Raw genomic sequence first — 22809 nt, 5'->3', positions numbered from 1 at the left:
CCGCCGTCGGCTCGGCTCGGCCCGGTCCCGCCCTGCGCTCACGCGACGCCCTTGCCGCGGCGGTCGCTCCACCCGAGCGACCGCTCCGGGCGCCTCGGCCCGGTCTCGCGGCTCCGCGCGAGGTGCTCGGCGAGGACCTCGGGGTCCTGCTCGCCGGCCTCGACCAGCCACTCGCCGGCGAGCTTGTGGCCGAGCTCCCGGTCGCGGTCGGTGAGCATCGCGTACGCCGCCTCCCGCAGGAGCGCGCCGCGGAAGGCGAGCTCCTCCTCGCCCGGGAACCGCGAGCTCGGCCGGCGCTCGAGGATCTCGCGATCGAGCAGCTCGGCCCACGCCGCGCGCTCGCTCGGCCCCTGCGCCGGCGCGCCGAGCAGCGCGCGCACGCCCCCCGCCCAGCAGACCTCCCCGAAGACGCTCGCCGCCCGCAGGAGCCGCCGCGCCTCGGGCCCGAGCGCGGCGATGCGCGCCTCCACGAGCCCCAGCGCCGCCTCCGGCGGCGCGCGGCGCCCCTCCGCCGCGGCCCGGATGAGCTCCTCGAGGCAGAACGCGTTGCCCGCGGCCCGCTGCGCGAGCGCGGAGGCCTCCTCGGGCGCGAGCGACGCGCCGAGCGCGCTCCGCACCAGCTGCTCGGCCGCCCGGGCGGGCAGCTCGCGCAGCCGGAGCTCCGAGAGCCCCCGCTCGGCCCAGAGCTGCGGGAAGAGCGCGTGGACCTCGGGCCGGGCGAAGGCGAGCACCGCGTAGGGCCGATCGCCGAGCTCCCGCAGCGCCCGGTCGAAGATCCCCACCGAGGGCGCGTCGCCCCCGTGGAGATCCTCGAGCACCACGAGCATGGGGCGCGCGCCCGTCACCGCCCGCGCGTAGTCGACGTACGCGCGCTGGATCTCCTCGGCCATCCGCGCCGGGTCGCGCCGCGCGGCCTCCAGCGCCGCCGGCGCCTCGTCCGGCGGGGCGAGGCCGAGCAGCTCGCCCAGGAACGCGGCGGCCCATCGCCCTTCCTCGCCCGCGAGCAGCGACCCGAGCGCCTGCGCGAGCCTGGCCCGCTGCGCGTCCGGCGCCTCGCCGGGGGCGATCCCGAGCGCGCTCCGCAGCGCGCCGGCGAGCAGCGCGAGCGCGGCGCCCCCGCCGAGGGCGTCGCCGCGGGCGACGCTCAGCGCCACGCCGGGGTGACGCTGGAGCAGCGCGTCGACGGCCTCGCGGCGCAGGCGCGATTTGCCCATGCCCGCCGCCGCGGTCACCAGCGCCGCCGCGGCGCGCCGCTCGGTGAAGCTGTCGCCGACGAGCTCGAGCAGCTGCTGCAGCTCCCGCTCGCGCCCGACGTAGGGGCTCGGCCCGCCGAGGAGCTGGCGCGCTCCCTCGCCGATCTCGCGCTCGGCCACGAGCCGCGCGAGCCCGCCCTCGGCCACGACCTCGAAGCGCGCGTCGAGCAGGGCCCGCGTCGCCGCGTCGACGAGGACGCCCTCGCGCCGGCCGTCCGCGCGGGCGGGCGCGGCGGCCGCGTCCAGCAGCGCGGCCGCCTGGTCCAGCGCCTCGCCGAACGGCGATCCCCTCATGGGCTCGCCCCGCGCCGTCACCAGCGCGACCGCCGCGCCGGGGAGCAGCGCGCGGACCTGCAGCGCGCAGCGCGCCGCGAGCGCCGCCTGGTCGGCCGCGCTGCCCGCGCTCGCCGCGACGGCCGCCACGATCCCGTCGCCGAGCTCGACCACCTGAGCGCCGAGCGTCAGGGCCGCGCGGCGCACCGCGGCGAGCGTGCCCGGCGGCGGCGCGTGCGCGTCCAGGGACTCGGTCGTCGCGGAGAACGAGGGCTGCGCGGACCGGACCGCGACCACCGAGGCGAGCCGCCTCTCCCGCATGGAGATCGCCGCGGGCGGGGGCAGGGCCGAGGGGGCGCTGCTCCCTTCCAGGGCGCCGAGCGCGTCGACGCAGCGCACCACGGCCGCGCCGTCCTCGGGTCGCTCCGACGGATCCTTGGCCAGCATCCTCGTGAGGAGCGCGTCGAGGGTCTCGGGCACCTCGGGCCGCAGCTCCCGCGCCCGCGGCGAGTCCTCGAGGAGCAGCTTCCACACGACCGACAGGTGCTGCCCGCGGAACGCCCGCTGCCCGGTGAGGCACTCGAACAGCACGCAGCCGAGCGCGAAGACGTCGGCGCGCCCGTCGAGCGCCTCCCGGTCGCCCCGCGCCTGCTCCGGGGCCATGTAGCCCAGCGTGCCCACCACCGCCGACGTCCCGGTCAGGCGCGACGTGGCGTCCGAGAGCAGCGCGATGCCGAAGTCGAGCAGCTTGACCCGATCGAGCGCGCCGTCGACCAGGAAGAGGTTGCTCGGCTTGATGTCGCGGTGCACGATCCCGCGGGCGTGCGCCGCGCCGAGCGCGTCCGCCACCCTCCGGGTGAGGGCGACGCTCTCGTCGACGCGCAGCTCCAGCCGCGACAGCCGATCCGCGAGGCTCTCGCCGGAGAGCCACTCCATCGCGAGGTACGGCTCCCCCGTCGGCGCCACGCCGTGCGTGACGTACCGCACGATGTGCGGGTGCGAGAGCCGGGACAGCGCCGCGGCCTCGCGGAGGAAGCGCGCCTCGGCGCGCGCGTCGAGCCGGCGCAGCAGCTTGACCGCGACGACCTCGCCGCTCGCGCGATCGAGGGCCCGGTAGACCGTGCCCATCCCTCCGGAGCCGGCGACCTCCGCCAGCTCGAAGCGGTCGTCGAGCAGCCTGCCGGGCAGCATGAGCGGGCAGGATGCACCCTCACCCGAGGGCCTGGCAAGGCGGAGCGGCGGCGCAATCGTGTCGTCGAGCCGGCGCCGCGCGCGCGGATGACTTCGTTATGTGTCCTTATCAAGGGTATCGCGGGCCGAGGGGCAGCAGGATCTCGCCAGAGCGCGCTGCTCGCCAGAGCGCGCTGGCGGCGCCTGCGCCGGCCCCGCGGAGGCACCGCGGGGCCGGCAGCGGCTGCTCCGGAGGCCGGCCGCGCAGGACGCCGGCGACATCATCGTTCCGGACAGCGGCCACGCGATCCACGTGAGCGCGGGCGACGTGAGCGCGGGCGACGTGACCACGGGAGCGCGCCTGTTCTACGAACGGACGTTCTCGCGGCCTCCGACCGAGAGATCTCACGCCGAGGCGCGGACGCACGTCGAGAGCGCATGGCGTCGGCATCGAGAGGCTCGTACCGGAAAGCCGTGCTTTCCCTTGCATGATGTCTGTTCCCGAATAGACTTTCTTGCCTGATCAACATCAGACCTCTGTCATTGGCGATCGACGTAGACGACGTAAACGACGCCAATCGCAGGATTTGCCGCCGCCGAGCGGACGGGGCGCCCTCGACGCGCGCTCGCCGTCGCGACCGGTGCGCGCGCGGGACGTCCGCGCTCGGCGTCGAGTGCTCTGTTGATCCTGGGGAGGGGGACCCTATGCGGTATCAGACACGAATCCTGTGCAGGAGGGCGGAGCTCGCCGAGCTCGCGGCCGTGTGGGAGCGCTGCCGTCGCGCGCGGGCGCGAGGGCAGCTGCATCATCGGCTGGAGCACATCGCCATCGAGGCAGAGGAGATGGCCCGGACGGGCTCGTCGCGGTGGGCGGGAGAGGGCATGATGGTCGCGGCCCTGTTCGACCCCGATGAGGGGACGCTGGTCGGCGCGGCGCCGTTCCTGCTCCAGGAGTGGACCTGGCGCTGCCGCCTTGGTTACCTGTCCGTGGGCGCGTTCCCGGTCCGGCGGGCGGTGCTCTGCGGGACCGACTGGCTCGGGCCGGACGACCCGGTCGAGCAGGCGGCGCTCCTCCAGGCGATCCTCTCCGCGGAGGTGCCTTACCAGATGATCTTCATCGAGGGATTGCCGGTCGCGTCCGATCTCCTGCGGCTCCTCCGGAGCTCCCCGCAGGTGCGCCGGGAGTTCTGGGTCGACACGCTGGCCGGGGTGACGCCGCGCCGGCTCGTCGATCTGCCGGGGAGCTTCGAGGCGTACCTCGCGAAGTTCAGCGGCCGCACGCGCCGGACGCTGAGGTACAAGGTGAAGCGCCTCCGGGGCGCCATGACCCACGGTTTGAGGCTCCAGCGCGTCACGCGGAAAGAAGAGCTGCCGCGCTTCCTCGAGCAGGCGGGGATCGTCGCGGCGCGGAGCTGGCAGGGCAGGTGCCTCGGGCAATCGGTGGACGAGCAGGCCACGCGGCGCAAGCTGGAGGCGCTCGCGGAGCGCGGCTGGCTGCGCGGTTATCTCCTCTCGGACGGCGACGCTCCCGTCGCCTTCGTGGTCGGGCTGCTGGACGAGGGCACCTATCATTACGAGCGCGTGGGCTACGATCCCGCGTGGGCGCCGTATCAGCCCGGCACCGTCCTGCTCCTCATGATCCTCGAGGACCTGTGCGCCGACGGCGTCCCGAGGACGCTCGATTTCGGCTATGGAGACAGCGAGTACAAGCGGCTGTTCTCCACGCGCTCCTACGACGAGCTGGGCGTCCGGCTGGTCCGCAAGTCGGCCTCCATGGTCGTCCCGTACGTCACGCACGCGGCCTGCTGGACCGGCGCTGCGCTGCTCAGGAAGGGACTCGATCGCTTCGCGCTGCGGGAGCAGGTGCGGCGGTTCCTTCGGGGAGAGCCGGCCCCGGCGGCGCAGGTCGAGGCGGAGGGCGCGGCGTGGGACGAGGCGGAGGCCGCGCACCCCGGCGGGGCCGCGCGCCCCGGCAGGACCGCGCGCCCGGGCGAGGCCGCCCGCGGCGGCGAGGCCGCGAGCTCCGCGCACGCCGCGGCCCCGTAGCGCGCCGGACGCCGCGGCGCCTCCCCAGGGCCTCTATCGCCCCGCCGTCACCCCGCGAGCCATGGCCAGCCGTCGAGTTTGACGCAATGCGTCGTCGGCGCTCTCGGCTCCTGGGGTACCGCCATGAGCGAAATCGCGGCGCCGATTGAACGTTCCGCGGGCGTCCGGGAACGGAGGTTCGTTCGGCGACGCAACGGCGGCCCCGCGGGGGGCGCCGGGGCGCGCCCACAAGGAGTCACCGATGACGCCCGTCTCCTCTGCCCCTCTGGCGCGGAGCTCTGCGCCGCGATCCGCCTTTCGCCGGCTCGTGAAGCCGCTCCTCGGTCTCATGGTCTTCGCGGCGCTCTTCCTCGCGCTCGCGTGGGCGCTGGACGACAGGCCTCGTACGGCGGCGGGGCCCCTCGCGGCGGTGGCCGCGAGCCCGCTCGGCCAGCTCTCCCGGTCCGCCGCCGATCGCGCGCTCCTCGTCGGCCGCGTCGAGGAGCGCCTCCCGGCCGGCTCGTACACCTATTTCGCCGTGCGCGCCGGCGAGGCCCTCACGTGGGCTGTCACGGTCGGCGACGCCCCGCCGCCCGGCACCCCGGTGCAGGTGCGGAGCATGGGACGCAGGACGAACTTCCATTCAAGCCGCCTCGCGCGGACGTTCCCCGAGCTCGTCTTCGGGGTCGTCTCGCGCGCCGACTGAGCCCCCGGGCAGCGCCCGAATCAGAAAGGACCCCGACCATGACCACGACGAAACGTACGTTGAACGAGACCCTCGATCGCTCCTCGCGCGCGCTGGCCGCCGCGGTCCTCGCGGCGCTCCTCTCGGGGTGTGGCTCCGACACCGGCGCGACGCCCTCCGACGCGCCCTCCGACGCGCCCCCCGCCGGGTGCACGGGCGGCGTGCTCGAGGCCGACCTGGAGGCCGACCCGCTGAGCGGGCCTGGCGTCGAGCCCGCGACCGGGGCGCTCCTGCCTCCCCCGGAGGGCTCGTCGTACACGGTCAGCGCGACATACGGGATGCCGAGGCCGGGAGAGGCCGTGATGGAGAAATACGTGCAGTACTTCGGCGCGATCCAGGCGCAGCTCGCGTCTCAGCCCGGCCTCGTGGCGATCCAGCTGGCGCAGTCGCCGTCCTGCGGCTCCGGGCGCACGCTGGCCGTCTGGTCGTCGACCGAGGCGATGTACGAGTTCGTCATGAGCCCCGCCCACCTGGCGGCGATGGACGCCGTGAACGAGCTGCTCCTGCCGAACTATGCGGTCACCCACTGGGAAGCCGCCGGGCCCGACGATGTGACGATGGCGGAGGGGGCCCTCCACATCCAGGCGACCGACGCCAGGACGCGATGAGCTGACGCCGCGTCGGTCGTGCCCGCTACGGTCCAGGGTCAGCGGGCGGGCGCGCTCGCCGCGCGCTGCGCGCCGAGGCGGCTCATCGCGAAGGCGAGCCCGCTCTGGAGCGTGCCCTGCGTGGTGATCCGGCTGAAGTCGATGTCGAGGCTCACCAGCGTCCTGGCGATGTCCGGGCCGACGCCCACCATGACGCTCCGACAGCCGAGCAGCTCCGCCGCCTGCACGGCGCGAATCAGGTGGCGCGCCACGGCGGTGTCGATCACCGGCACGCCGGTGATGTCGAGGATCACGAACTCCGCGCCTCGCTGCCCGATGGCGACCAGCATGCTCTCCAGCGCCTGGGCCGCGCGCCGGTCGTTGATCTCCCCGACCAGCGGCATCACCAGGATCCCCTGCCAGATCTGGATGACCGGCATCGCCATGCGATCGAGCAGCGTCGCCTGCGCGTCGATGATCGCGCGCTGCTCCCGGTTCTCCGCCGCCATCCGCTCGGCCTCCATGTGCCGCCGCTTCAGATCGGTGATGTCCGTGATGAGCCCGCAGAGGCCGACCACCTCGCCCTGCGCGTTCTTCATGGGGAACTTGCGGGTCCAGATCGTGCGCGTCACCCCGTCCGCGCCCGTGGCGTGCTCCTCGTTCTCGCTCGGCTCACCGGAGCTGAAGACGAGATCGTCGTAGCTCCAGAAGAGATCGGCCTGCTCCTTCGGCCAGTAATCCGGATCGCTCCGGCCGATCAGGTCCTCGTAGCGCTGCCCGATCAGCCGGCAGAAGCCCGGGTTGCACGCGATCCAGCGGTGTTGCCGATCCTTGACGAAGATGGGATCCGGGATGGTGTCGATGACGAGCTGGAGGAGCTCGAATGTCTTCCAGTCCGAGACGTCGAGGCAGGGGAGCGTGAACGCCATGCAGAAACGCCGATCTCCCCCCGGCCAGCCTCTCGTTATCGGCCATCGGGGATGGCTCCGCAAGGACAGAAGCCGCCAGGATCATGCGCCGAATGGCGAAGACGTGTTGGAGCACGCCATGACGGCGTGGACGTACTTCGTCTTTCTAGCCCACGCTACACATTTACGAGAAGGCTCGACGCGGCGCGAGCGCGGCAGGCGCGCGCGGCTCGAGCTCCCGCGCTCGCGTCGAGCGCGCGCAGGAGCCACGCCACGCCGCGCTCGCGTCGGAGGGGCCGAGCCGCGCCGCGCGCTCGCTCGCCGCCGCCGCCGCATCGAGCGCTCGCTCGCGAGCCGCGGCCCCGGGGCGGAGATCGCCCCGGCGCTGGCCGAGCTCGGCATCAGCGCGGCGCTCCACGGCGCCCTCTCGCGGGGGCGCTCGCGGGCAGCAAGCCGAAGGGCCGGGCGACGACCGCGCCCGCCTGCGAGCTCGTGTCGCGAGAACACAGAAATTTCTTCTCGCGGTGTCCTTGGCGATCTCTCTATCGCACCGTCGCAGAGCGCCTCCCGGAGAGCTCCTCGCGCGCTGTCGTCGGCGCTGTGGCGGACCTCGCACGTTTCGGATAGAAGCGTGATCAAACCTCGGAGGTCAGGGAATTCACCGGCGCCTCGCAGCAAGCCTTCGTGAACCACGGGCTCGCTGCAATTTTCGCCTTCATCGCTGCCGATCCAGTCGCTGTACGCTTCAGCCGATAGGGCGATGTTGGGCCATGCAGGTGTCGCTGACCATCGAGAGCTTCGAGTCCAACCCATCAGAACGCTGGGGCCCCGGGAGCCCCGTCCTGCATGAGAATCGTTGACATTCGCGCCACCACCGTCACCGTCCCCCTCGAGGCGCCCCTGCGCCACGCCAACGGCTGCCACTGGGGCCGCTTCGTGCGCACGCTCGTCGAGGTCGAGGCGGATAACGGGCTGATCGGCCTCGGCGAGATGGGCGGCGGCGGCGAGTCGGCCGAGGCCGTGTTCCGCGCCATGAAGGGTTACCTCGCGGGCCACGATCCGGCCCGCCTCGAGGAGATGCGGTTCAAGATCGCGAACCCGACGGCCTCCCTCTACAACAACCGCACCCAGATCCTCGCCGCGCTGGAGTTCGCCTGCCTGGACCTGCTCGGACAGGCCTACGGCGTTCCGGTCTACGACCTGCTCGGCGGCAAGCTGCAGGACGAGGTGCCCTTTGCGTCCTACCTCTTCTTCCGCTACCCGAACGCGGACGGCTCGGGCGAGGTCCGCACCCCGAAGCAGCTGGTCGAGGAGGCGAGGGCGCTGAAGAAGAAGCACGGGTTCACCTCGCACAAGCTCAAGGGCGGCGTGTTCCACCCGGATTACGAGCTCGAGTGCTACCGCGCGGTGGCCGACGCCTTCCCGGACGACCGCGTCCGCTTCGATCCGAACGCCGTTTGGTCGACGGAGCAGGGCATCCGCTTCGGTCAGGCGATCGAGGACCTGAACAACGACTACCTGGAAGATCCCGTCTTCGGCCTGCACGCGATGCGGCGCACCCGAGAGAAGGTGCGGATGCCGCTCGCGACGAACACCGTCGTCGTGAACTTCGAGCAGCTCGCCGCCAACGTGCTGGACACGGCGGTGGACGTCATCCTGCTCGACACGACGTTCTGGGGCGGCATCCGGCCGTGCGTGAAGGCGGCGGGCATCTGCGAGACCTTCGGCCTCGGCGTCGCCGTCCACTCCTCGGGCGAGCTCGGCGTGCAGCTCGCGACGATGCTCCACCTCGGCGCCGTCATCCCGAACCTCTCGTTCGCCGCCGACGCGCATTACCACCACCTGAAAGACGACGTGATCCGCGGAGGCCCGCTCCCCTACCAGAACGGCCGCATCCGCGTGCCCGACGGCCCCGGCCTTGGCGTCCGCCTCGATCGCGAGAAGGTCGCCCGCTACGCCGAGGAATACCGCCGCCTGGGCCCCTATCCCTACGACAAAGATCCCCTGCGCCCGGCCTGGTGCGCGACCGTGCCGAACGAGCGCTGGGCCGATCCAAAGGACGACCGGATCCCCGAGGTGCCGAGATGACCCTCGCCGAGCGCGTTGCCAAGGCGATCGACGCCGCGCCCATCATCGATCTCCACACCCACCTCTTCGCCCCCCAGTTCCAGGCGCTGAACCTCTGGGGCGTCGACGAGCTCCTGACGTATCACTATCTCGTCGCCGAGACCCTGCGCGCCGAGCCGAAGGTCACGCCCGAGGCGTTCTACGCGCGCGACAAGGAGGCGCAGGCCGACCTCGTGTGGGAGGCGCTCTTCGTCCGCCGATCGCCGCTGTCCGAGGCGACCGCGGGGGTCGCCACCGTGCTCGACGCGTTCGGCCTCGACCCCGCCGCGCCAGACCTGCGCGACGCGCGCGCCTTCTTCGCCGGCCGCAAGGCCGAGGATCACCTGGAGGACGTGCTGCGCCTCGCGGGGGTGAGCGCGCTCGCGATGACGAACGACCCGACCGACCCCGCGGAGCGCGCGATCTGGGAGGCGGGCGTCGAGCCCGATCCGCGGTTCTACACGGCGCTGCGCATCGACCGCCTCGTCTCCGCGAACGACCTCGCGGCCGAGCTCGACCGCTGGATCGCCCGCATGCGGCCGCGCTACCTCGCGATCTCCGTCAACGAGGTCGCGGCCCCGCCCCGGGCCGTGCTGGACGCGTGCCGCGCCCACGGCCTGCCGTTCGCGATGATGGTCGGCGTGCGGCGCGCGGTGAACCCCCGCCTCGGCGTGGCCGGCGACGGCGTGAGCACCGTCGACCTCACCCCGCTAGAGCGGCTCGCCGGCGACAACCCCGACGTCCGCTTTCTCGTCACGACGCTCGCGCGCGAGAACACGCACAGCCTCTGCGTCGTGGCGCGCAAGTTCGCCAACGTCCTCCCGTTCGGGTGCTGGTGGTTCATGAACAACCCGAGCCTCATCGAGGAGACGACCTCGATGCGCCTGGAGATGCTGGGGCCGACCTTCGTGCCGCAGCACTCCGACGCGCGCGTCCTGGATCAGCTGATCTACAAGTGGCGCCACTCGCGGCGGTCGATCGCCAATGCGCTTTCGCGACGCTATGGGGCGATGCCCGTCCCGCCGACCGACGCGCAGATCGAGCGCGACGCGCGCGCGCTCCTGGGCGGCATCGCCGGGGAATGGCTGGGAGCATGACCAAACTCTTCGACATCGCGGGCCGCAGGGCCGTCGTGGTCGGCGGCACCTCCGGCATCGGCCGGGCGATCGCCCTCGGCCTCGCCGAGGCGGGGGTCCACACCGTCGCCTCGGGCACCCGGGCCGATCGGGCCCGCGCGGTCTATGGCGAGATCTGCGAGCGGGGCGTCCGCTCGCTCGAGGCGACGTGCGACGTGAGCGACCGGGCGTCCCTCGACGCCCTGCGCGACGGCGTGGTCCAGGCGCTCGGCGGCGTCGACATCCTCGTCAACTGCGCCGGCAGGACGTTCCGCACGCCCACGGCCGAGGTCGGAGACGCCGAGTGGAACGGCCTGCTCGACACGAACGTCACAGGCATGCTCCGCGCCTGCCAGTCGTTTTATCACCCGCTGCGCGAGAGCGGCCGGGGCCGCATCGTCAACATCGCCTCGCTGTCGAGCTTCGTCGCCTTCCACGAGGTGGCGGCCTACGGCGCGTCGAAGGCGGCCGTGATGGCGCTCACCCGCAGCCTCGGCGCCGAGTGGGCGAAGCACGGCATCCGCACGAACGCCCTCGTGCCCGGCGTCTTCGTGACCGACCTCAACCGCGCGCTCCTCGACGGCACCCCGCGCGGGCGGGAGCTGCTCGCCCGCACGCCGCTCGGCCGCTTCGGCGAGACCCAGGAGCTGATCGGCGCGGCCCTCTTCCTCTGCTCTGACGCGGTGAGCTTCATCACCGGCACGAGCATCGCAGTCGACGGTGGCTTCTTGGCTTCGGGGGTGAACCAGTGACCGCTGCTTCTCCTGTGGTCCCGGCGAGCGGCGGCGTGATGACGCGCACCCGCTGGACCATCTGCGCGCTCCTCTTCTTCGCGACGACGATCAACTACCTCGATCGGCAGCTCTTCTCGCTGCTGGTCCCGTTCTTCGAGAACGAGCTGCGCCTCGGGCCGACGGACCTCGCGCTCATCAACGTGAGCTTCCTGCTCGCGTACGGCTTCGGCATGGTGTTCGTCGGGCGCTGGATCGACCGCGTCGGCACCGGCAAGGGGCTCAGCGCGACGTTCCTGGTCTGGAACATCGCCTCTGCGGCCCACGCCTTCGTCGGCAGCTTCGGCGGCTTCGCCGCGATCCGCTTCCTGCTCGGGGTCGGCGAGGCGGGCAACTTCCCGTCCGCCGTCCGCACCGTCGCGGAGTGGTTCCCCAAGAGGGAGAGGGCGCTCGCGACCGGCCTGTTCAACTGCGGCTCGAACGTGGGCGCCATCCTCGCCCCGCTCCTCGCGGTGCGCATCGCGGAGGCGTACGGCTGGCGCGCCTGCTTCCTCGTCCTCGGCGGGATCGGCGTCGTGTGGATCTTCTTCTGGATGCGCCTCTACCGGCGGCCGGAGGAGCACCCGAAGGTGTCGCCCGAGGAGCTCGCGCACATCCGCTCCGACGCGAAGGAGTCGACCGAGTCGCTCGGCGTCAGCGAGGTGTTCGGGATGCGGCCCGTCTACGCGGTCGCGATGGCGAAGTTCTTCACCGACGCGCCGTGGTGGTTCTACCTCACCTGGCTGCCGAAGTTCCTCGTCAGCGAGTTCAAGCTCACGCCGACGTTCATGGGCTACGCGATCCCGGTCGTGTTCATCGTGGCCGACGTCGGCGCGGTCGGCGGCGGCTGGCTCTCCTCGAAGCTCATCGCGAGCGGCCGCTCGGTCGGCGCGGCGCGGAAGCTCGCGATGCTCGCCTGCGCGCTCGCCGCGGTGCCCGTCATGGCGGTCGGGCAGCTCGTCGACGTCCCGAGCGTCGCCGGCATCCCGTCGGTGTACGTCGCGGTCGCGCTCATCTCGCTCGCCGCGGCGGCGCACCAGGGCTGGAGCAGCAACCTCTACACGCTGGTCTCGGACACCCTGCCTCGCCCGGCGATGGCGACGGTGGTCGGCATCAAGACCGCCTTTGGCGTCGTCGGCGGGGCGATCTTCCAGATCTTCGTGGGCCGGTCGCTCACGCTCACCGGCTCGTATGCGCTGCCGTTCCTGCTCGCGGGGAGCCTGTACCTCGTCGGGCTGCTCGTGCTGCACCTCCTCCTGCCGCGGGTCGAGCCGGTCACGCCCAAGCGGCGCGTGCCGCAGGCGGCGATCGTCGCCGGCGGCCTGGCGATGCTCGCCAGCATCGCGGGCCTGCAGCTCGCCCTCAACCGTCCTCCGTACGCCTCCGTCGACGACTACCGCGCGACGCGGGCCGGCCAGCTCGGCGCGACGGGCGCGCCGGTCGAAGGCCCCGCGGCGCACGTGGGCTGGATGGACGCGCGCTGGTACCTCTGGCCGACGGCCCAGGGGACCAAGGCCGAGCTCGTCAAGCTCGACCGCGACGGGCGGCCCATCGTCGAGTCGAAGGGCGCCGGCGCCAAGGGCTACATCGGCCCGTCCGCCACCGAGGTGCAGTCGACGCGCGCGCCGGGAGGCAGCCCGTGATCACCGCCCTCGGCCAGCCTCATCGCCTCTCCTCGGCCCCTGGGGCCCACCTCCTCGATTCGGGGCTTCCGTCACGCGGCCAGCCCTCCTATCGGTAAACCATGTCCATCACGCTCCGCGATCCTGCTGATTGCCGCTGGGACCTCGTCTCCCTCGGCGAAGTCATGCTGCGCCTCGATCCCGGCGACGGTCGGATCTCGACCGCCCGCGGCTTCCACGCCTGGGAGGGCGGCGGCGAGTACAACGTCGCGCGCGGCCTCCGCCGCTGCTTCCGGCTCAGGTCGGCGATCGTGACCGCCCTCGCGGACAACCCCGTCGGGCGGCTCATCGAGGACCTCATGCTGCAGGGCGGCGTGGACCTCTCGCACCTGCGCTGGGTGCCCCACGACGGCGTCGGGCGGACCGTGCGCAACGGCCTGAACTTCACCGAGCGGGGCTTCGGCATCCGGGGGGCGGTCGGCGTCTCGGACCGCGGCCACACCGCCGCGTCGCAGCTGAAGGCCGGCGACATCGACTGGGACGCGATCTTCGGCCGGGAGGGCGCGCGGTGGTTCCACACCGGCGGCATCTTCGCCGCGCTCTCCGAGACCACGCCGGGCGTGGCCAAGGAGGCGATGGAGTCGGCCCGGCGGCACGGGGTCGTCGTCTCTTACGATCTGAACTACCGCCCTTCGCTCTGGAAGTCGATCGGCGGCCAGGCCCGCGCGCGGGAGGTCAACCGCGCGCTCGCGCCGTACGTCGACGTGATGCTGGGCAACGAGGAGGACTTCACGGCGGCCCTCGGCTTCGAGGTCGAGGACCTCGACGAGGGGCACAAGAACCTCCACGTCGGCGCGTTCGAGGCGATGATCCAGCGCGTCATCGAGGCGTTCCCGAACATCCAGGCGGTCGCGACGACGCTGCGCGTGGCGACGTCGGCGACGCGCAACGACTGGAGCGCGGTGCTGTACCAGGGCGGCCGGCTCTACCAGGCGCCGGAGCGCAAGGATCTGGAGATCTACGACCGCGTGGGCGGCGGCGACTCGTTCGCCTCGGGCCTGATCTACGGCTTCCTCGAGGGCAAGGGGCCGCAGTGGGCGGTCGACTGCGGCGCGGCGCACGGGGCGCTCGCGATGACGACGCCCGGCGACACCACGATGGCGACCCTCGACGAGGTACTCAAGGCGATGAAGATGGGCACGGCCCGGGTGGATCGATGAACAAGCAAGACGTGCTGGGGTGGATCGGTCGCACGCGCGTCGTGCCTGTCGTGCGCGCGGGCTCGGCCGACGAGGCGCTCCAGGCGGTCGACGCCCTCCTCGAGGGAGGGATCGACGTCCTCGAGATCACGATGACCGTGCCCGGCGCGGTCGAGGTCGTGCGCGAGGTCGCGGCGCGCCACGGCGATCGGGCCCTGGTCGGCGCGGGCACCGTGCTCGACGCCCGCACCGCCGAGGCGTGCGTCGAGGCGGGGGCGCGCTTCGTCGTCAGCCCCGCGCTCGACGAGGCGACGGTGAAGGCGTGCCTCGCGATGAACGTCGTGAGCGCGCCCGGCGCGCTCACGCCGACCGAGGTCGTGGCGGCGCACCGGGCGGGCGGGGACGTCGTGAAGGTGTTCCCCTGCGACGCCCTGGGCGGGGCGTCGTATCTCAAGTCGCTCAAGGCGCCTCTGCCGCACATCCCGCTCATGCCCACCGGCGGCGCGACGCTGCAGAACCTGGGCGCGTTCCTCGCCGCGGGCGCGGTGGCCGTCGGCGTCGGCAGCAATCTCGTGGACCTCAAGCTCCTGCGCGAGGGGCGGCGCGAGGAGCTCGTCGCCCGCGCCCGCGCGTTCCGCGAAGCAGCCCGCCAGGCCTGAAGGGGCACAGGAAAACGTAAGCGCCGTTCGCCGCGTCGAGCTCTCCCGCGCTGCCGGGCAGAGATCGACGCGACGCCGGGCCGTGATCCGTCCGGTGTAGTTCAGAAAAAAAGTGCAATGAAATCAATGGCTTGCGGCGCCAGCGAGGATTCCCGGCGCCGTCGATAACCAGGGGCTTCGGACATGAACCAATCGAAGGTTGCGAACCTATTCGGTGCGTCGATTTTCTTCGTGGCGGCGGCCGCGCACGGCCAGGCGCCGCCGCGGGGCGCGGCGCCTCCTCCGGCTGCGCCTGCTCCGGCGGCTGCGCCCGCGGCGGCTGCGCCCGCTCCGGCGGCTGCGGCTGCTCCGGCGGCCGCGCCGGCGGCGACGCAAGCCCCCCAGGCGCCCGACGCCGGCATGACGCAGCTGCCGACCGGCACGCAGGCGCCGGCCACGCCGCCGCCGATGGCGGGCACCGGGCCTGCGGCCGCGGCCCCGCCGCCGGCCCCGCCGGCGGAGTCGGCCAAGCCGCCCGTGCCGGCCGCCGTTCCCGTGACCTCCAAGTTCAAGGCCACGGTTTACGGGATGGCGGAGTTCGACATCATGCACGACTCCACCCAGAGCTTCGGCGAGTCGGTGGGGGCCACGGTGATCCAGCGCGAGGACACCTATGCGGGCACGCACGGCCGCACGCATTTCACGACGCGGAACTCCAGGCTCGGCGTCAAGGTGAGCGCGCCCGAGTACGAGGGGATCAAGGCCACTGCCGTCCTGGAGCTCGACTTCTTCGGCAACCAGCCGCCCACCGTCTCGGAAGCATCGCTGGTGAGCAACGGCACCTTCCGCCTGCGGCAGGCGAATATCAAGGTGGAATCGGACTACGTCGACGTGGTGATTGGCCAGACCTATCACCTGTTCGGCTGGCAGCCGTTCTTCTTCCCGGCCACCACGTCGTTCTTCCCGGTGATGAACCAGGTCTTCGGCAGGATGCCGCAGCTGCGCGTCGGCCACACCTTCAAGTCGGACCCCGTGAACTTCGAGCTCGCGGCGGCCGCCGTGAAGCCGCCGCAGCGCGACTCCGAGATCCCGGACATCCAGGCGGGGCTCCGCTTCGGCGTCAACGGCTGGAAGGGGATTCACACGCTCGGCGCCGGAGGGATGTTGATCGACCCGCTGACCATCGGCGTCTCTGGGGCGCTCCGTCACTTCAAGGTGGCCGAGCACACCGCCGCTCCGATCTACTCGAGGTCGGCCACCGGCTACGGGATCTCGGTCGACGCGCTGATCCCGATCATCCCGGCCAGCGCGCTGGATGACCCCGGCAATGCGCTGACGTTGACCGGTTCGTTCTTCTCCGGCACGGGCATCGCGGACATGGTGGGCGTCGCGAACAACGTGCCGAACCCGCCGCTCCCGGACGGCGCGGCCTACACGCCGAACATCGACAACGGCCTCGCGGTGTACGACGCGAACGGGAACCTGAAGACCATCGGCTGGCGAGGGATGATGGTCGGGCTCCAGTACTATCTGCCCCCCTCGGGGCGCGTCTCCATCTCCGCCAACTACACCCAGGGCTGGTCGGACCGGATCACGGCGGAGAACGGCTACAGCGCCCTCCGCACGGCGTTCAGCGAGTCGCGCTACATCGACGGCAACCTGTTCGTCGACATCACGCCGGCCGTCCGGGCGGGCCTCTCGTTTCAGCGCTCGGAGCAGACCTTCGCCGACGACGTGACCGCGACCAACGAGCGCTTCAAGCTGTCGCTCTACAGCTTCTTCTGAGCGGCGCGCGGGCGCGTCTGGGGCGGCGCGAACGGTCTCCGTGCGCGGGCTTCATCGACGGCAGCTACGCTTACCACGGCAGCTTCCGCCCGCTCGGGCAGATGTCGCGCGACATCACGCTGTTCAAGGACGACGATACGACGGGCTCGCCGCGCGGCACAGCGGCAAGTGCCTCGACGTGGTCAGCGGCTCGACCGCCGACGGCGCGGCCGTGAAGCAGTACGCCTGCAACGGCGGCAGCAACCAGCAATGGGAGAGCAGGTGACGCAGCGCCGCGCGCCACGCAGCCGAGGCAGCGCGCCCCGCGCCCGCGCGGGGCACGGCCCTTCGCCGGCGGGCGCCATCCGCCCGCTCCGCCCATGGAGAAATCTCCTGTGGGAGGACAGGTCCCCTGCCGCGTCGGAGCGCTGCTCAGGGGTCTTCGAGCTGCGTTCCCCGCTCGATTCCTGAGTATGCTGGCCGCCGGGATGGCGGGCTCGCTCGCCGGCCACGCTGGCTGCGAGGGGCGCCGGCGGAGGCCGGAGGGGCGCCCGTCTCTGCAGGCGAAGGAGCGATGATGATGACGCCGAATCAAGCCGCCAAGGGATGTCCGGTGCTCCACCTCAAGCCGGACGCGCCGGGGTTCGACGCGGACCCGTACCCCGCATACACGGAGCTGCGCGAGGCCGCGCCGGTGTATTTCTGGCCGGACGCGAAGTCCTATGTGGTCAGCCGCTTCGACGACGTGGCGGCCGTGCTGCGCGATCCGCGCCTCGCGACAGATCCGGTGGCGGCCGGGCTGCCCGCGCCGGATGCGGCGCTGCCGGAGGCGATCCGCGGGCCGTTCCAGCGGTCGCTGTTCCGCCTCGCCCCCAGGGACCACGCGCGCGTCCGCCGGGCCGTGAGCCCCGCCTTCACCCCGCGCGCGTGCGACCGCCTGCGGCCGACGATCCAGCGCATCGTCGACGAGGCGCTCGCGCCCTTCGAGGGCAAGGGCGAGATCGAGATCGCGGAGTTCGCCGACCTCATCCCCCTGCGCGTCATCTCCGCGATGCTCGACATCCCGGGCGAGCACGAGAAGACCTTCCGGGACTTCGGCGAGGCGCTCATCAAGACCGTCGATCCGCGCCTCACCCCCGAGGCGTACGCGGCGGTCGTCGCCCCGGTGCCCGCGGGCATGGCGCTGCTCCGCGAGCTCATCGCCGAGCGGCGCAGCCGCCTCGGCGACGATCTGCTGAGCACGCTCCTCCGCGCCGAGGCCGAGGGGGACCGGCTGAGCGAGGACGAGATGCTCGGGCTCGTCGCCGCCATCATCGCCGCCGGCTCGGAGACCACGGTGCACTTCATCTGCTTCGGCGTCATGTCGCTGCTCTGCGTGCCCGAGCGCGCGGCCGCCGTGCGGGCCGAGCCCGCGCTCCTGCGCAGCGCGATGGAGGAGCTCCTGCGCTTCGACAATTTCGGCAAGGGAGGGATCGTGCGGTACTGCACGGAGGACGTCGAGATCGGCGGGGTGAGCATGGCCAGGGGGTCGACCATCGTCGCGATCCTGCCGGCGGCGCTGCGCGATCCTCGCGCCATCCCCGACGCGGATCGCTACGACCCGCGGCGGCAGCACGACGAGGTCCTGAGCTTCGGCCTCGGGCCGCACTACTGCCTGGGCGCGTCGCTCGCGCGGCTCGAGGGGGAGATCGCCGTCGGGACGTTGCTCCGCCGCACCGCGGACATGCGGGTCATCGGCGCGCCGACGTACGCGGGGCACCCGACCCTCCGCAAGCTCTCGTCGCTGCGCGTGGCGGTGACGCCCGCGGCGCCGTCCGAGGTGGCCCGATGAGCCGGATCGTCGTGGACCGGGAGCTCTGCGAGGCCAACCAGGCCTGCATGCGGGCCGCCCCGGAGGCCTTCCGCGTGGACGAGGAGGATCGGCTCCACATCCTCCTGACCGAGGTGGACCCGGCGCTGCGCCCGAAGATCGAGCGCGCGGTGCGGGCGTGCCCGAGGCGAGCGCTCGCGATCGTGGATTAGGGGGCAGATTTTCTGAAGGAGGCTCCCCTCCGGCGGCATTCAGCCTGGCAGCGTGACTCCTGGGCTCCTCCCGGAACATGGCTGACGAAGCGGAGCGGCCCTGCGCGGGCCGTTCCGTCGCGTTCGTCGCTGCTCACGCTGTCGTTTCGGACAACCCTTCTCCGATCGGAGGCTGCTTCCATGTTCATGTCACCCTCGACGGTCTCCTCGTCACGACGGACCGGAGCGTTGAAGCGGGTCCTGCAAGGGCTGACGCTGAGCTTGCTCTGCGCCGCCGGCAGCGCGCATGCCCAGAGCCACCCGTTCGGTAGCCACCATCAGGCCTACCATCCATCGACGCTGCGCGTGTCGGCCGGCCAGGCCGCGGCCGACAGCGCGACATCGAATTTCTACTGGCAGTGGAAGAGTCGCTATGTCGAGCCCGGCTGTCAGCCGGGCGAATACCGCGTCCGGGCCAGCACGGGCGACGGCGCTCACGTCGTGTCCGAGGGCCAGGGGTACGGCATGCTGATCGCCGCGATGATGGCCGGGCAAGACGTCCAGGCGCGGACGATCTTCGACGGCCTGCACCGCTACAACCGCCGTCACCCCAGCCAGAACAACCCCGACCTGATGGCGTGGGCGCAGGACTCCAGCTGCAGCGACATCCTCGACCACGACTCGGCCACGGACGGCGATCTCGACATCGCCTACGCGCTGCTGCTCGCGGACGAGCAATGGGGCTCCAGCGGCGCGATCGACTACGCGTCCGAGGCCACCCGCGTGCTCAACGCGATCGCGGCGAGCAACGTCAACCCGACCACGCGGCTCGTCAACCTCGGCGACTGGATCAAGTGGCCGGAGGACACGAAGTATTACTATGCCACGCGCAGCTCCGACTGGATGCTCGGCCATTTCCGCAGCTTCATCGGCCGCGCCGGCGCCGACTGGTCGCAGGTGCTGAGCGCGCACCAGACGCTGATCGAGACGATGCAGAATCGGTATGCCAGCTCGACCGGCCTGTTGCCCGACTTCATCATCAACACCCACGCGACGCCTCGCCCCGCCGACGCCAACTTCCTCGAGGCGCCGCACGACGGCAGCTACTCCTGGAACGCGGCCCGCGTGCCGTGGCGCCTCGGCATCGACGCCGCCATCAGCGGCGACACCCGCTCGCGCGACGCGGCCAGCAGGATCAGCCGCTGGATCCGCGGCAAGACCGGGGGGAATCCGAGCAACATCCGCGCCGGCTACACCCTCGCCGGCCGCGCGATCGAGCCCTACAACGATATGGTGTTCATGGCCCCGTTCGCGGTCGCGGCCACCACCGACTCCGGCGGTCAGGCGTGGCTGGACCGCCTGTGGAACGAGATCGTCTCCACCGCGCCCACCGAGGACTATTACGGCGACACGCTCAAGCTGCTGTCGATGCTGTGCGTCTCACGCAACTGGCTGACGCCGTGATCGAACGGAGCGCCGCGCCGGACAGGCCTGCGTCGGCGGCTGCGCCTCTTCTTTTTTCTAGCGCGGACCGATGAGTTTCGCGCGGCGGCCGGGTCTCATCTCCGGACGGCTTTGCCGCCCGCCCTGTTCCGGAGGCCATCATGTCCGCTGTCTCGTCCGTCGCTTCGCCAGTCCCCGCCGAGCTCTCCTCCCGCATCGCCGCGCGCGGGATCGACGTCCTCCTCCTCGCCGCCATGGACGTCGGTCTCGGCCAGCTGATCGGCTTCGGCTTCGACTGGTTGCTCCTCGGTTCCGCGCTCGTCCTCGCGTACTTCACCCTGCTCGACGCCGCGGCGGGCACGACGCCCGGCAAGCTCGCGCTGGGCCTGCGGGTCGTCGGCCCGGACGGCGGCCGGCCGTCGCTGAAGCAGGCGCTGCTCCGCGAGGCATTCACGATCGTCGGTTCGATCCCGCTCCTCGGGCCGCTGCTCGCGCTCGCCGCCTGGACGTGGATCGCCCTGACGATCCGCTCGAGCCCGCTCCGCCAGGGCAAGCACGACCTGCTCGCGGGCGGTACGCGGGTGGTGCGCGTCGGGGGAGGGGACCGTGGAGCTCGTCGAGACCGGTGAGGGCCATCCAGGACAGCGGCGCGCGGAGGAGTCGCTCGCGCTCGCCGTCGCCCTCCGCGAGCGCGGCTACCGCGGTCACATCGCCGTCGGCGGCCGCTTCGCGACCTCCGCGAGCCCGCGCCGCCGCCCGGGCGGCTAGCGTATTGTGGCGTATGCTGCCGTCATGAGCTGGAAAGAGAGCTGTCGCACCCGCCTCCGCGAGCACCTCGACGCGCGCGGCGATCTCGCCCCGCCGTGGGCGCGCTTCCCCGATTACGAGCGCCACACCCTCGGCTGGCGCATGGGCGCCGGGGAAGACTGGATGGGGATGTGGAGCGTCTTCCTCGAGCAGCTCGCCCCGGATCCCGAGACCCGCATCGCTTACCTGCGGCGCCACCCGCCCGCTCCAGTCAGCTGGGCAGATGTCGTTCACGAGGTCCTGTTCCCCGCGGAGCGGAGCGACGACGACAGCGACGAAGACGACAGCGACGAAGGCGACAGCGACGAGGACGATCCGACCGCGGCGGCCCAGCGCCGCTCGGCGCTCCTGGAGCAGGGCCTCATCGCGTCCGACGTCGCCTTCGCCACCTGGCTTGGCCAGCAGACAGGGGTGAGCTGGCCGTGGGCGCGTTGCCCGGCTCCCGAGGACGCGGCCCGCTACAACACCCGTGAGCTCTGGTTCTGGTCGCGGCAGGTCGCCGAGCTGCGGAGAGGCAGCGAATGGACGCCTCCCGGCGTGCCGGAGTCCTGGCGAGCGTGCGCACAGGCGCTCGAGACCGGGGACGTCGGCACGATCGAGCCCCGCCGCGGGCTCCTGTCGCTCGCCCGCCTGCTCTGCGCCGGGCAGGTGCAGGCGCCCTGGCAGCTCGGCCTGTCGCTCGCCGACTTCGCCGACTCCTTCGACGACGACATGGGCTATGTCGACGCGTTCCGCCTGTGGGGGATGTCGGCCTTCGACGATGCCCTCCAGCTCCGCCGCTACCTCGAGGCCACGCGCATGCCGCCGGGCTGGCGGGACTGGGTCGCGGAGCAATTCCCCGTCGCGTGAGCCGCCGGCGGCGCGCGCTGCCCGCGCGGCAGCGCGGATGAGCCGACCAAATCGACATCCGCGCCCTCGGCACGCATGCCACCCTGCGCGAGGCCCTCAAGTCCTGCATGAGGAGCCTCGCCTCGGGGACGCGCGCGGCGCGTTGACCGGCGAGGCAGCGCAGGATGCGACCGGAGCGTGGCAATCCGACCTGGGTCGCGGCAATGCGGTGAAGGTCCGGCGCCCGCGCTCGAGCATCCCGCGACGCGTCCTTGACGTGCGCCGTCCCCGTGTTAGTTAGGCAAACTAATCGATGTGCTGTGCCTGCTCAGGGGTCTCCGGCGCTCGCCGACCCCGCGGAGCAGGGGAGCACGGCGCGCAGCGGATCTGCAGCCGGTCTCTGGGCCGGCCGGTCGGAAGAGCGGCAGATCACGCCGGAGGACCCGGGCCTCGACGCGCGTCGAGGCCCGCTATCGCTCGTCAGGGCGGCGAGGCGTTGGACGTGCCGGTGAGCTTCGCCTTCGCCAGGTTGTTCGCCTCGAGCTTTGTCTCCGCGTCCTTGACCGCGGCCGTGCCCGTGCCCGCGATCGTTATCGAGTCCTCCGCGAGCGCGTAGATCGTGAACTCGTAGGTGTCGGTGTTGGCGCTCCCGCCGCCGAAATTCGGGCAAGGCCCGAGGTAGTTGCTGTTCTGCTTGGCGCCGATCGACGCCGCGTCCTTGAACTCCTCGGGCAGCGAGGTGACGTTGGCCGGGATGTTGTAGATCACCCAGTGATAGCCGTTCATGTTGGGCGGCGTCTTGTGCGCCAGGGTGACGTCGATGAAGGTGATGGCGTAGCTCTTCGTGCCCGGAGGCCCAGCGGTCCAGTTGAGCTCCGGCAGGAGGCTGCCGTTGAAGCCGGCCGCCGCGCAGGTGTACTTGTCGGCGAACTCGTCGCCTTCCTCGTGGTTGGGGCTCGTGATCGCGAATTCAGCGGAGGACGCGCCGCCGCCGCCGTCGTTCGCGCCGCCCGCGTCGCCGCCGCCGCCGCCGTCGCCCGCGCCGCCCGCGCCGCCGGTGCCCGTCGTCGCCGCCGTGGTCGTGGAGCTCGCCGAGGTCGTGCTGCTGGTGCTGCCGGGGCCGCTCGTGGTCCCGGTGCTCGTCGCGGAGCCCCCGCCGTCGCCCGACGGCCCGGTGTCATCGTCGGAGCAGTTCAGTGTTGCGAGCGGTACGCTTGTGAGGATGAGAATTCCAAGGCTACGAATGAGCCTATCCGTGATGGTTCGCATGGGCGGGATGATGTCACGTTCAGGTTTCGCTCGCGATGGCAGTCGCTTCGCTCTGTGAAAAAAAGAATCTCAATTCAGTGGGACATTTCCCGGGACTTCGTCCGGTGTCGACACGCTTTATCTCTACAGCTCCGCCGCACACGTCCGGTGTCGACACGCTTTATCTCTACAGCTCCGGCGCACACGCTTTGTGTCGACACGCTTCATCTCTACAGCTCCGCCGCACGCGTCCGGCGTCGGAGGAGATTTGCAGGGATGGCCGCCGTCGCCGAGCGCGGTCCCTTCC

The 22809-nt window shown here is 72.0% G+C and carries 19 protein-coding genes and 1 pseudogene; 17 read left to right on the top strand and 3 right to left on the bottom strand.

What is annotated here, in order from left to right; all coding sequences use genetic code 11:
• Positions 1 to 38 precede the first annotated feature (38 nt).
• The gene (locus tag NQZ70_RS32755; protein ID WP_129577740.1) at positions 39 to 2717 is read right to left on the bottom strand and encodes a serine/threonine-protein kinase PknK; all 2679 of its coding nucleotides are present in this window, start codon (positions 2715 to 2717) and stop codon (positions 39 to 41) included.
• A 684-nt stretch (positions 2718 to 3401) separates the two neighbouring features.
• Here NQZ70_RS32755 and NQZ70_RS32750 point away from each other — a divergent pair.
• From NQZ70_RS32750 to NQZ70_RS32740, 3 genes are all read left to right on the top strand, one after another.
• Positions 3402 to 4742, top strand: a complete 1341-nt coding sequence (locus NQZ70_RS32750; RefSeq protein ID WP_129577739.1) for a GNAT family N-acetyltransferase — start codon at positions 3402 to 3404, stop codon at positions 4740 to 4742.
• 241 nt (positions 4743 to 4983) lie between these two features.
• Positions 4984 to 5427 carry a hypothetical protein gene (locus NQZ70_RS32745; RefSeq protein WP_129577738.1) on the top strand — a complete coding sequence of 148 codons (444 nt, stop codon included), beginning with the start codon at positions 4984 to 4986 and terminating at the stop codon, positions 5425 to 5427.
• Positions 5428 to 5465: 38 nt separating this feature from the next.
• Complete coding sequence (locus NQZ70_RS32740; RefSeq protein ID WP_165374289.1) at positions 5466 to 6074, top strand: antibiotic biosynthesis monooxygenase; 609 nt, start codon at positions 5466 to 5468, stop codon at positions 6072 to 6074.
• Positions 6075 to 6112: 38 nt separating this feature from the next.
• Here NQZ70_RS32740 and NQZ70_RS32735 read toward each other — a convergent pair whose 3' ends face one another.
• The gene (locus tag NQZ70_RS32735) at positions 6113 to 6982 is read right to left on the bottom strand and encodes a PAS domain-containing protein (protein WP_129577737.1); all 870 of its coding nucleotides are present in this window, start codon (positions 6980 to 6982) and stop codon (positions 6113 to 6115) included.
• 825 nt (positions 6983 to 7807) lie between these two features.
• Here NQZ70_RS32735 and NQZ70_RS32730 point away from each other — a divergent pair.
• The 14 genes and pseudogenes from NQZ70_RS32730 to NQZ70_RS32665 all read left to right on the top strand — a co-directional run bounded on the left by NQZ70_RS32730 (position 7808) and on the right by NQZ70_RS32665 (position 21275).
• Complete coding sequence (locus NQZ70_RS32730) at positions 7808 to 9049, top strand: enolase C-terminal domain-like protein (RefSeq protein WP_129577736.1); 1242 nt, start codon at positions 7808 to 7810, stop codon at positions 9047 to 9049.
• The gene (locus NQZ70_RS32725; RefSeq protein ID WP_129577735.1) at positions 9046 to 10164 is read left to right on the top strand and encodes a hypothetical protein; all 1119 of its coding nucleotides are present in this window, start codon (positions 9046 to 9048) and stop codon (positions 10162 to 10164) included. The genes NQZ70_RS32730 and NQZ70_RS32725 overlap by 4 nt, the downstream gene beginning before the upstream one ends.
• Positions 10161 to 10934 carry an SDR family NAD(P)-dependent oxidoreductase gene (locus NQZ70_RS32720; RefSeq protein WP_129577734.1) on the top strand — a complete coding sequence of 258 codons (774 nt, stop codon included), beginning with the start codon at positions 10161 to 10163 and terminating at the stop codon, positions 10932 to 10934. The genes NQZ70_RS32725 and NQZ70_RS32720 overlap by 4 nt, the downstream gene beginning before the upstream one ends.
• A gap of 38 nt (positions 10935 to 10972) precedes the next feature.
• A complete protein-coding gene (locus NQZ70_RS32715; protein WP_129581715.1) occupies positions 10973 to 12595 on the top strand; it encodes an MFS transporter in 1623 nt (540 codons plus the stop codon).
• A 101-nt stretch (positions 12596 to 12696) separates the two neighbouring features.
• On the top strand, positions 12697 to 13794 hold the full coding sequence (locus NQZ70_RS32710) for a sugar kinase (protein ID WP_129577733.1): 1098 nt from the start codon (positions 12697 to 12699) through the stop codon (positions 13792 to 13794).
• A complete protein-coding gene (locus NQZ70_RS32705; RefSeq protein WP_129577732.1) occupies positions 13791 to 14432 on the top strand; it encodes a bifunctional 4-hydroxy-2-oxoglutarate aldolase/2-dehydro-3-deoxy-phosphogluconate aldolase in 642 nt (213 codons plus the stop codon). Before NQZ70_RS32710 ends, NQZ70_RS32705 begins: the two co-directional genes overlap by 4 nt.
• A gap of 183 nt (positions 14433 to 14615) precedes the next feature.
• Complete coding sequence (locus tag NQZ70_RS32700; RefSeq protein ID WP_129577731.1) at positions 14616 to 16196, top strand: porin; 1581 nt, start codon at positions 14616 to 14618, stop codon at positions 16194 to 16196.
• Positions 16197 to 16341: 145 nt separating this feature from the next.
• Positions 16342 to 16461: pseudogene (locus tag NQZ70_RS53525) on the top strand (RICIN domain-containing protein); the annotation flags it as partial.
• Between the two features lie 294 nt (positions 16462 to 16755).
• Positions 16756 to 18006: a cytochrome P450 gene (locus tag NQZ70_RS32690; RefSeq protein WP_165374288.1), complete on the top strand. Its 1251-nt coding sequence runs from the start codon at positions 16756 to 16758 to the stop codon at positions 18004 to 18006.
• Entirely contained in the window at positions 18003 to 18197 is a 195-nt protein-coding gene (locus NQZ70_RS32685; RefSeq protein WP_129577729.1) for a ferredoxin, read from the top strand. Before NQZ70_RS32690 ends, NQZ70_RS32685 begins: the two co-directional genes overlap by 4 nt.
• 180 nt (positions 18198 to 18377) lie before the next feature.
• Complete coding sequence (locus NQZ70_RS32680) at positions 18378 to 19640, top strand: glycosyl hydrolase family 8 (RefSeq protein ID WP_237244250.1); 1263 nt, start codon at positions 18378 to 18380, stop codon at positions 19638 to 19640.
• Between the two features lie 140 nt (positions 19641 to 19780).
• The gene (locus NQZ70_RS32675; protein WP_129577728.1) at positions 19781 to 20248 is read left to right on the top strand and encodes an RDD family protein; all 468 of its coding nucleotides are present in this window, start codon (positions 19781 to 19783) and stop codon (positions 20246 to 20248) included.
• The gene (locus tag NQZ70_RS32670) at positions 20226 to 20387 is read left to right on the top strand and encodes a hypothetical protein (RefSeq protein ID WP_165374287.1); all 162 of its coding nucleotides are present in this window, start codon (positions 20226 to 20228) and stop codon (positions 20385 to 20387) included. Before NQZ70_RS32675 ends, NQZ70_RS32670 begins: the two co-directional genes overlap by 23 nt.
• A gap of 24 nt (positions 20388 to 20411) precedes the next feature.
• Positions 20412 to 21275 (top strand): hypothetical protein, encoded by an 864-nt coding sequence (locus NQZ70_RS32665; RefSeq protein WP_129577727.1) that lies wholly within the window; start codon positions 20412 to 20414, stop codon positions 21273 to 21275.
• Between the two features lie 459 nt (positions 21276 to 21734).
• Here NQZ70_RS32665 and NQZ70_RS32660 read toward each other — a convergent pair whose 3' ends face one another.
• On the bottom strand, positions 21735 to 22523 hold the full coding sequence (locus NQZ70_RS32660; protein WP_129577726.1) for a YbhB/YbcL family Raf kinase inhibitor-like protein: 789 nt from the start codon (positions 22521 to 22523) through the stop codon (positions 21735 to 21737).
• Positions 22524 to 22809: the final 286 nt, after the last annotated feature.

The sequence above is a fragment of the Sorangium sp. So ce836 genome, from assembly GCF_028553905.1.
In the GTDB taxonomy this organism is placed as follows: Bacteria; Myxococcota_A; Polyangia; order Polyangiales; family Polyangiaceae; genus Sorangium; species Sorangium cellulosum_D.
Note: the sequence above shows the minus strand (reverse complement) of the source record. Positions and strands in the feature narration are given on the sequence as shown.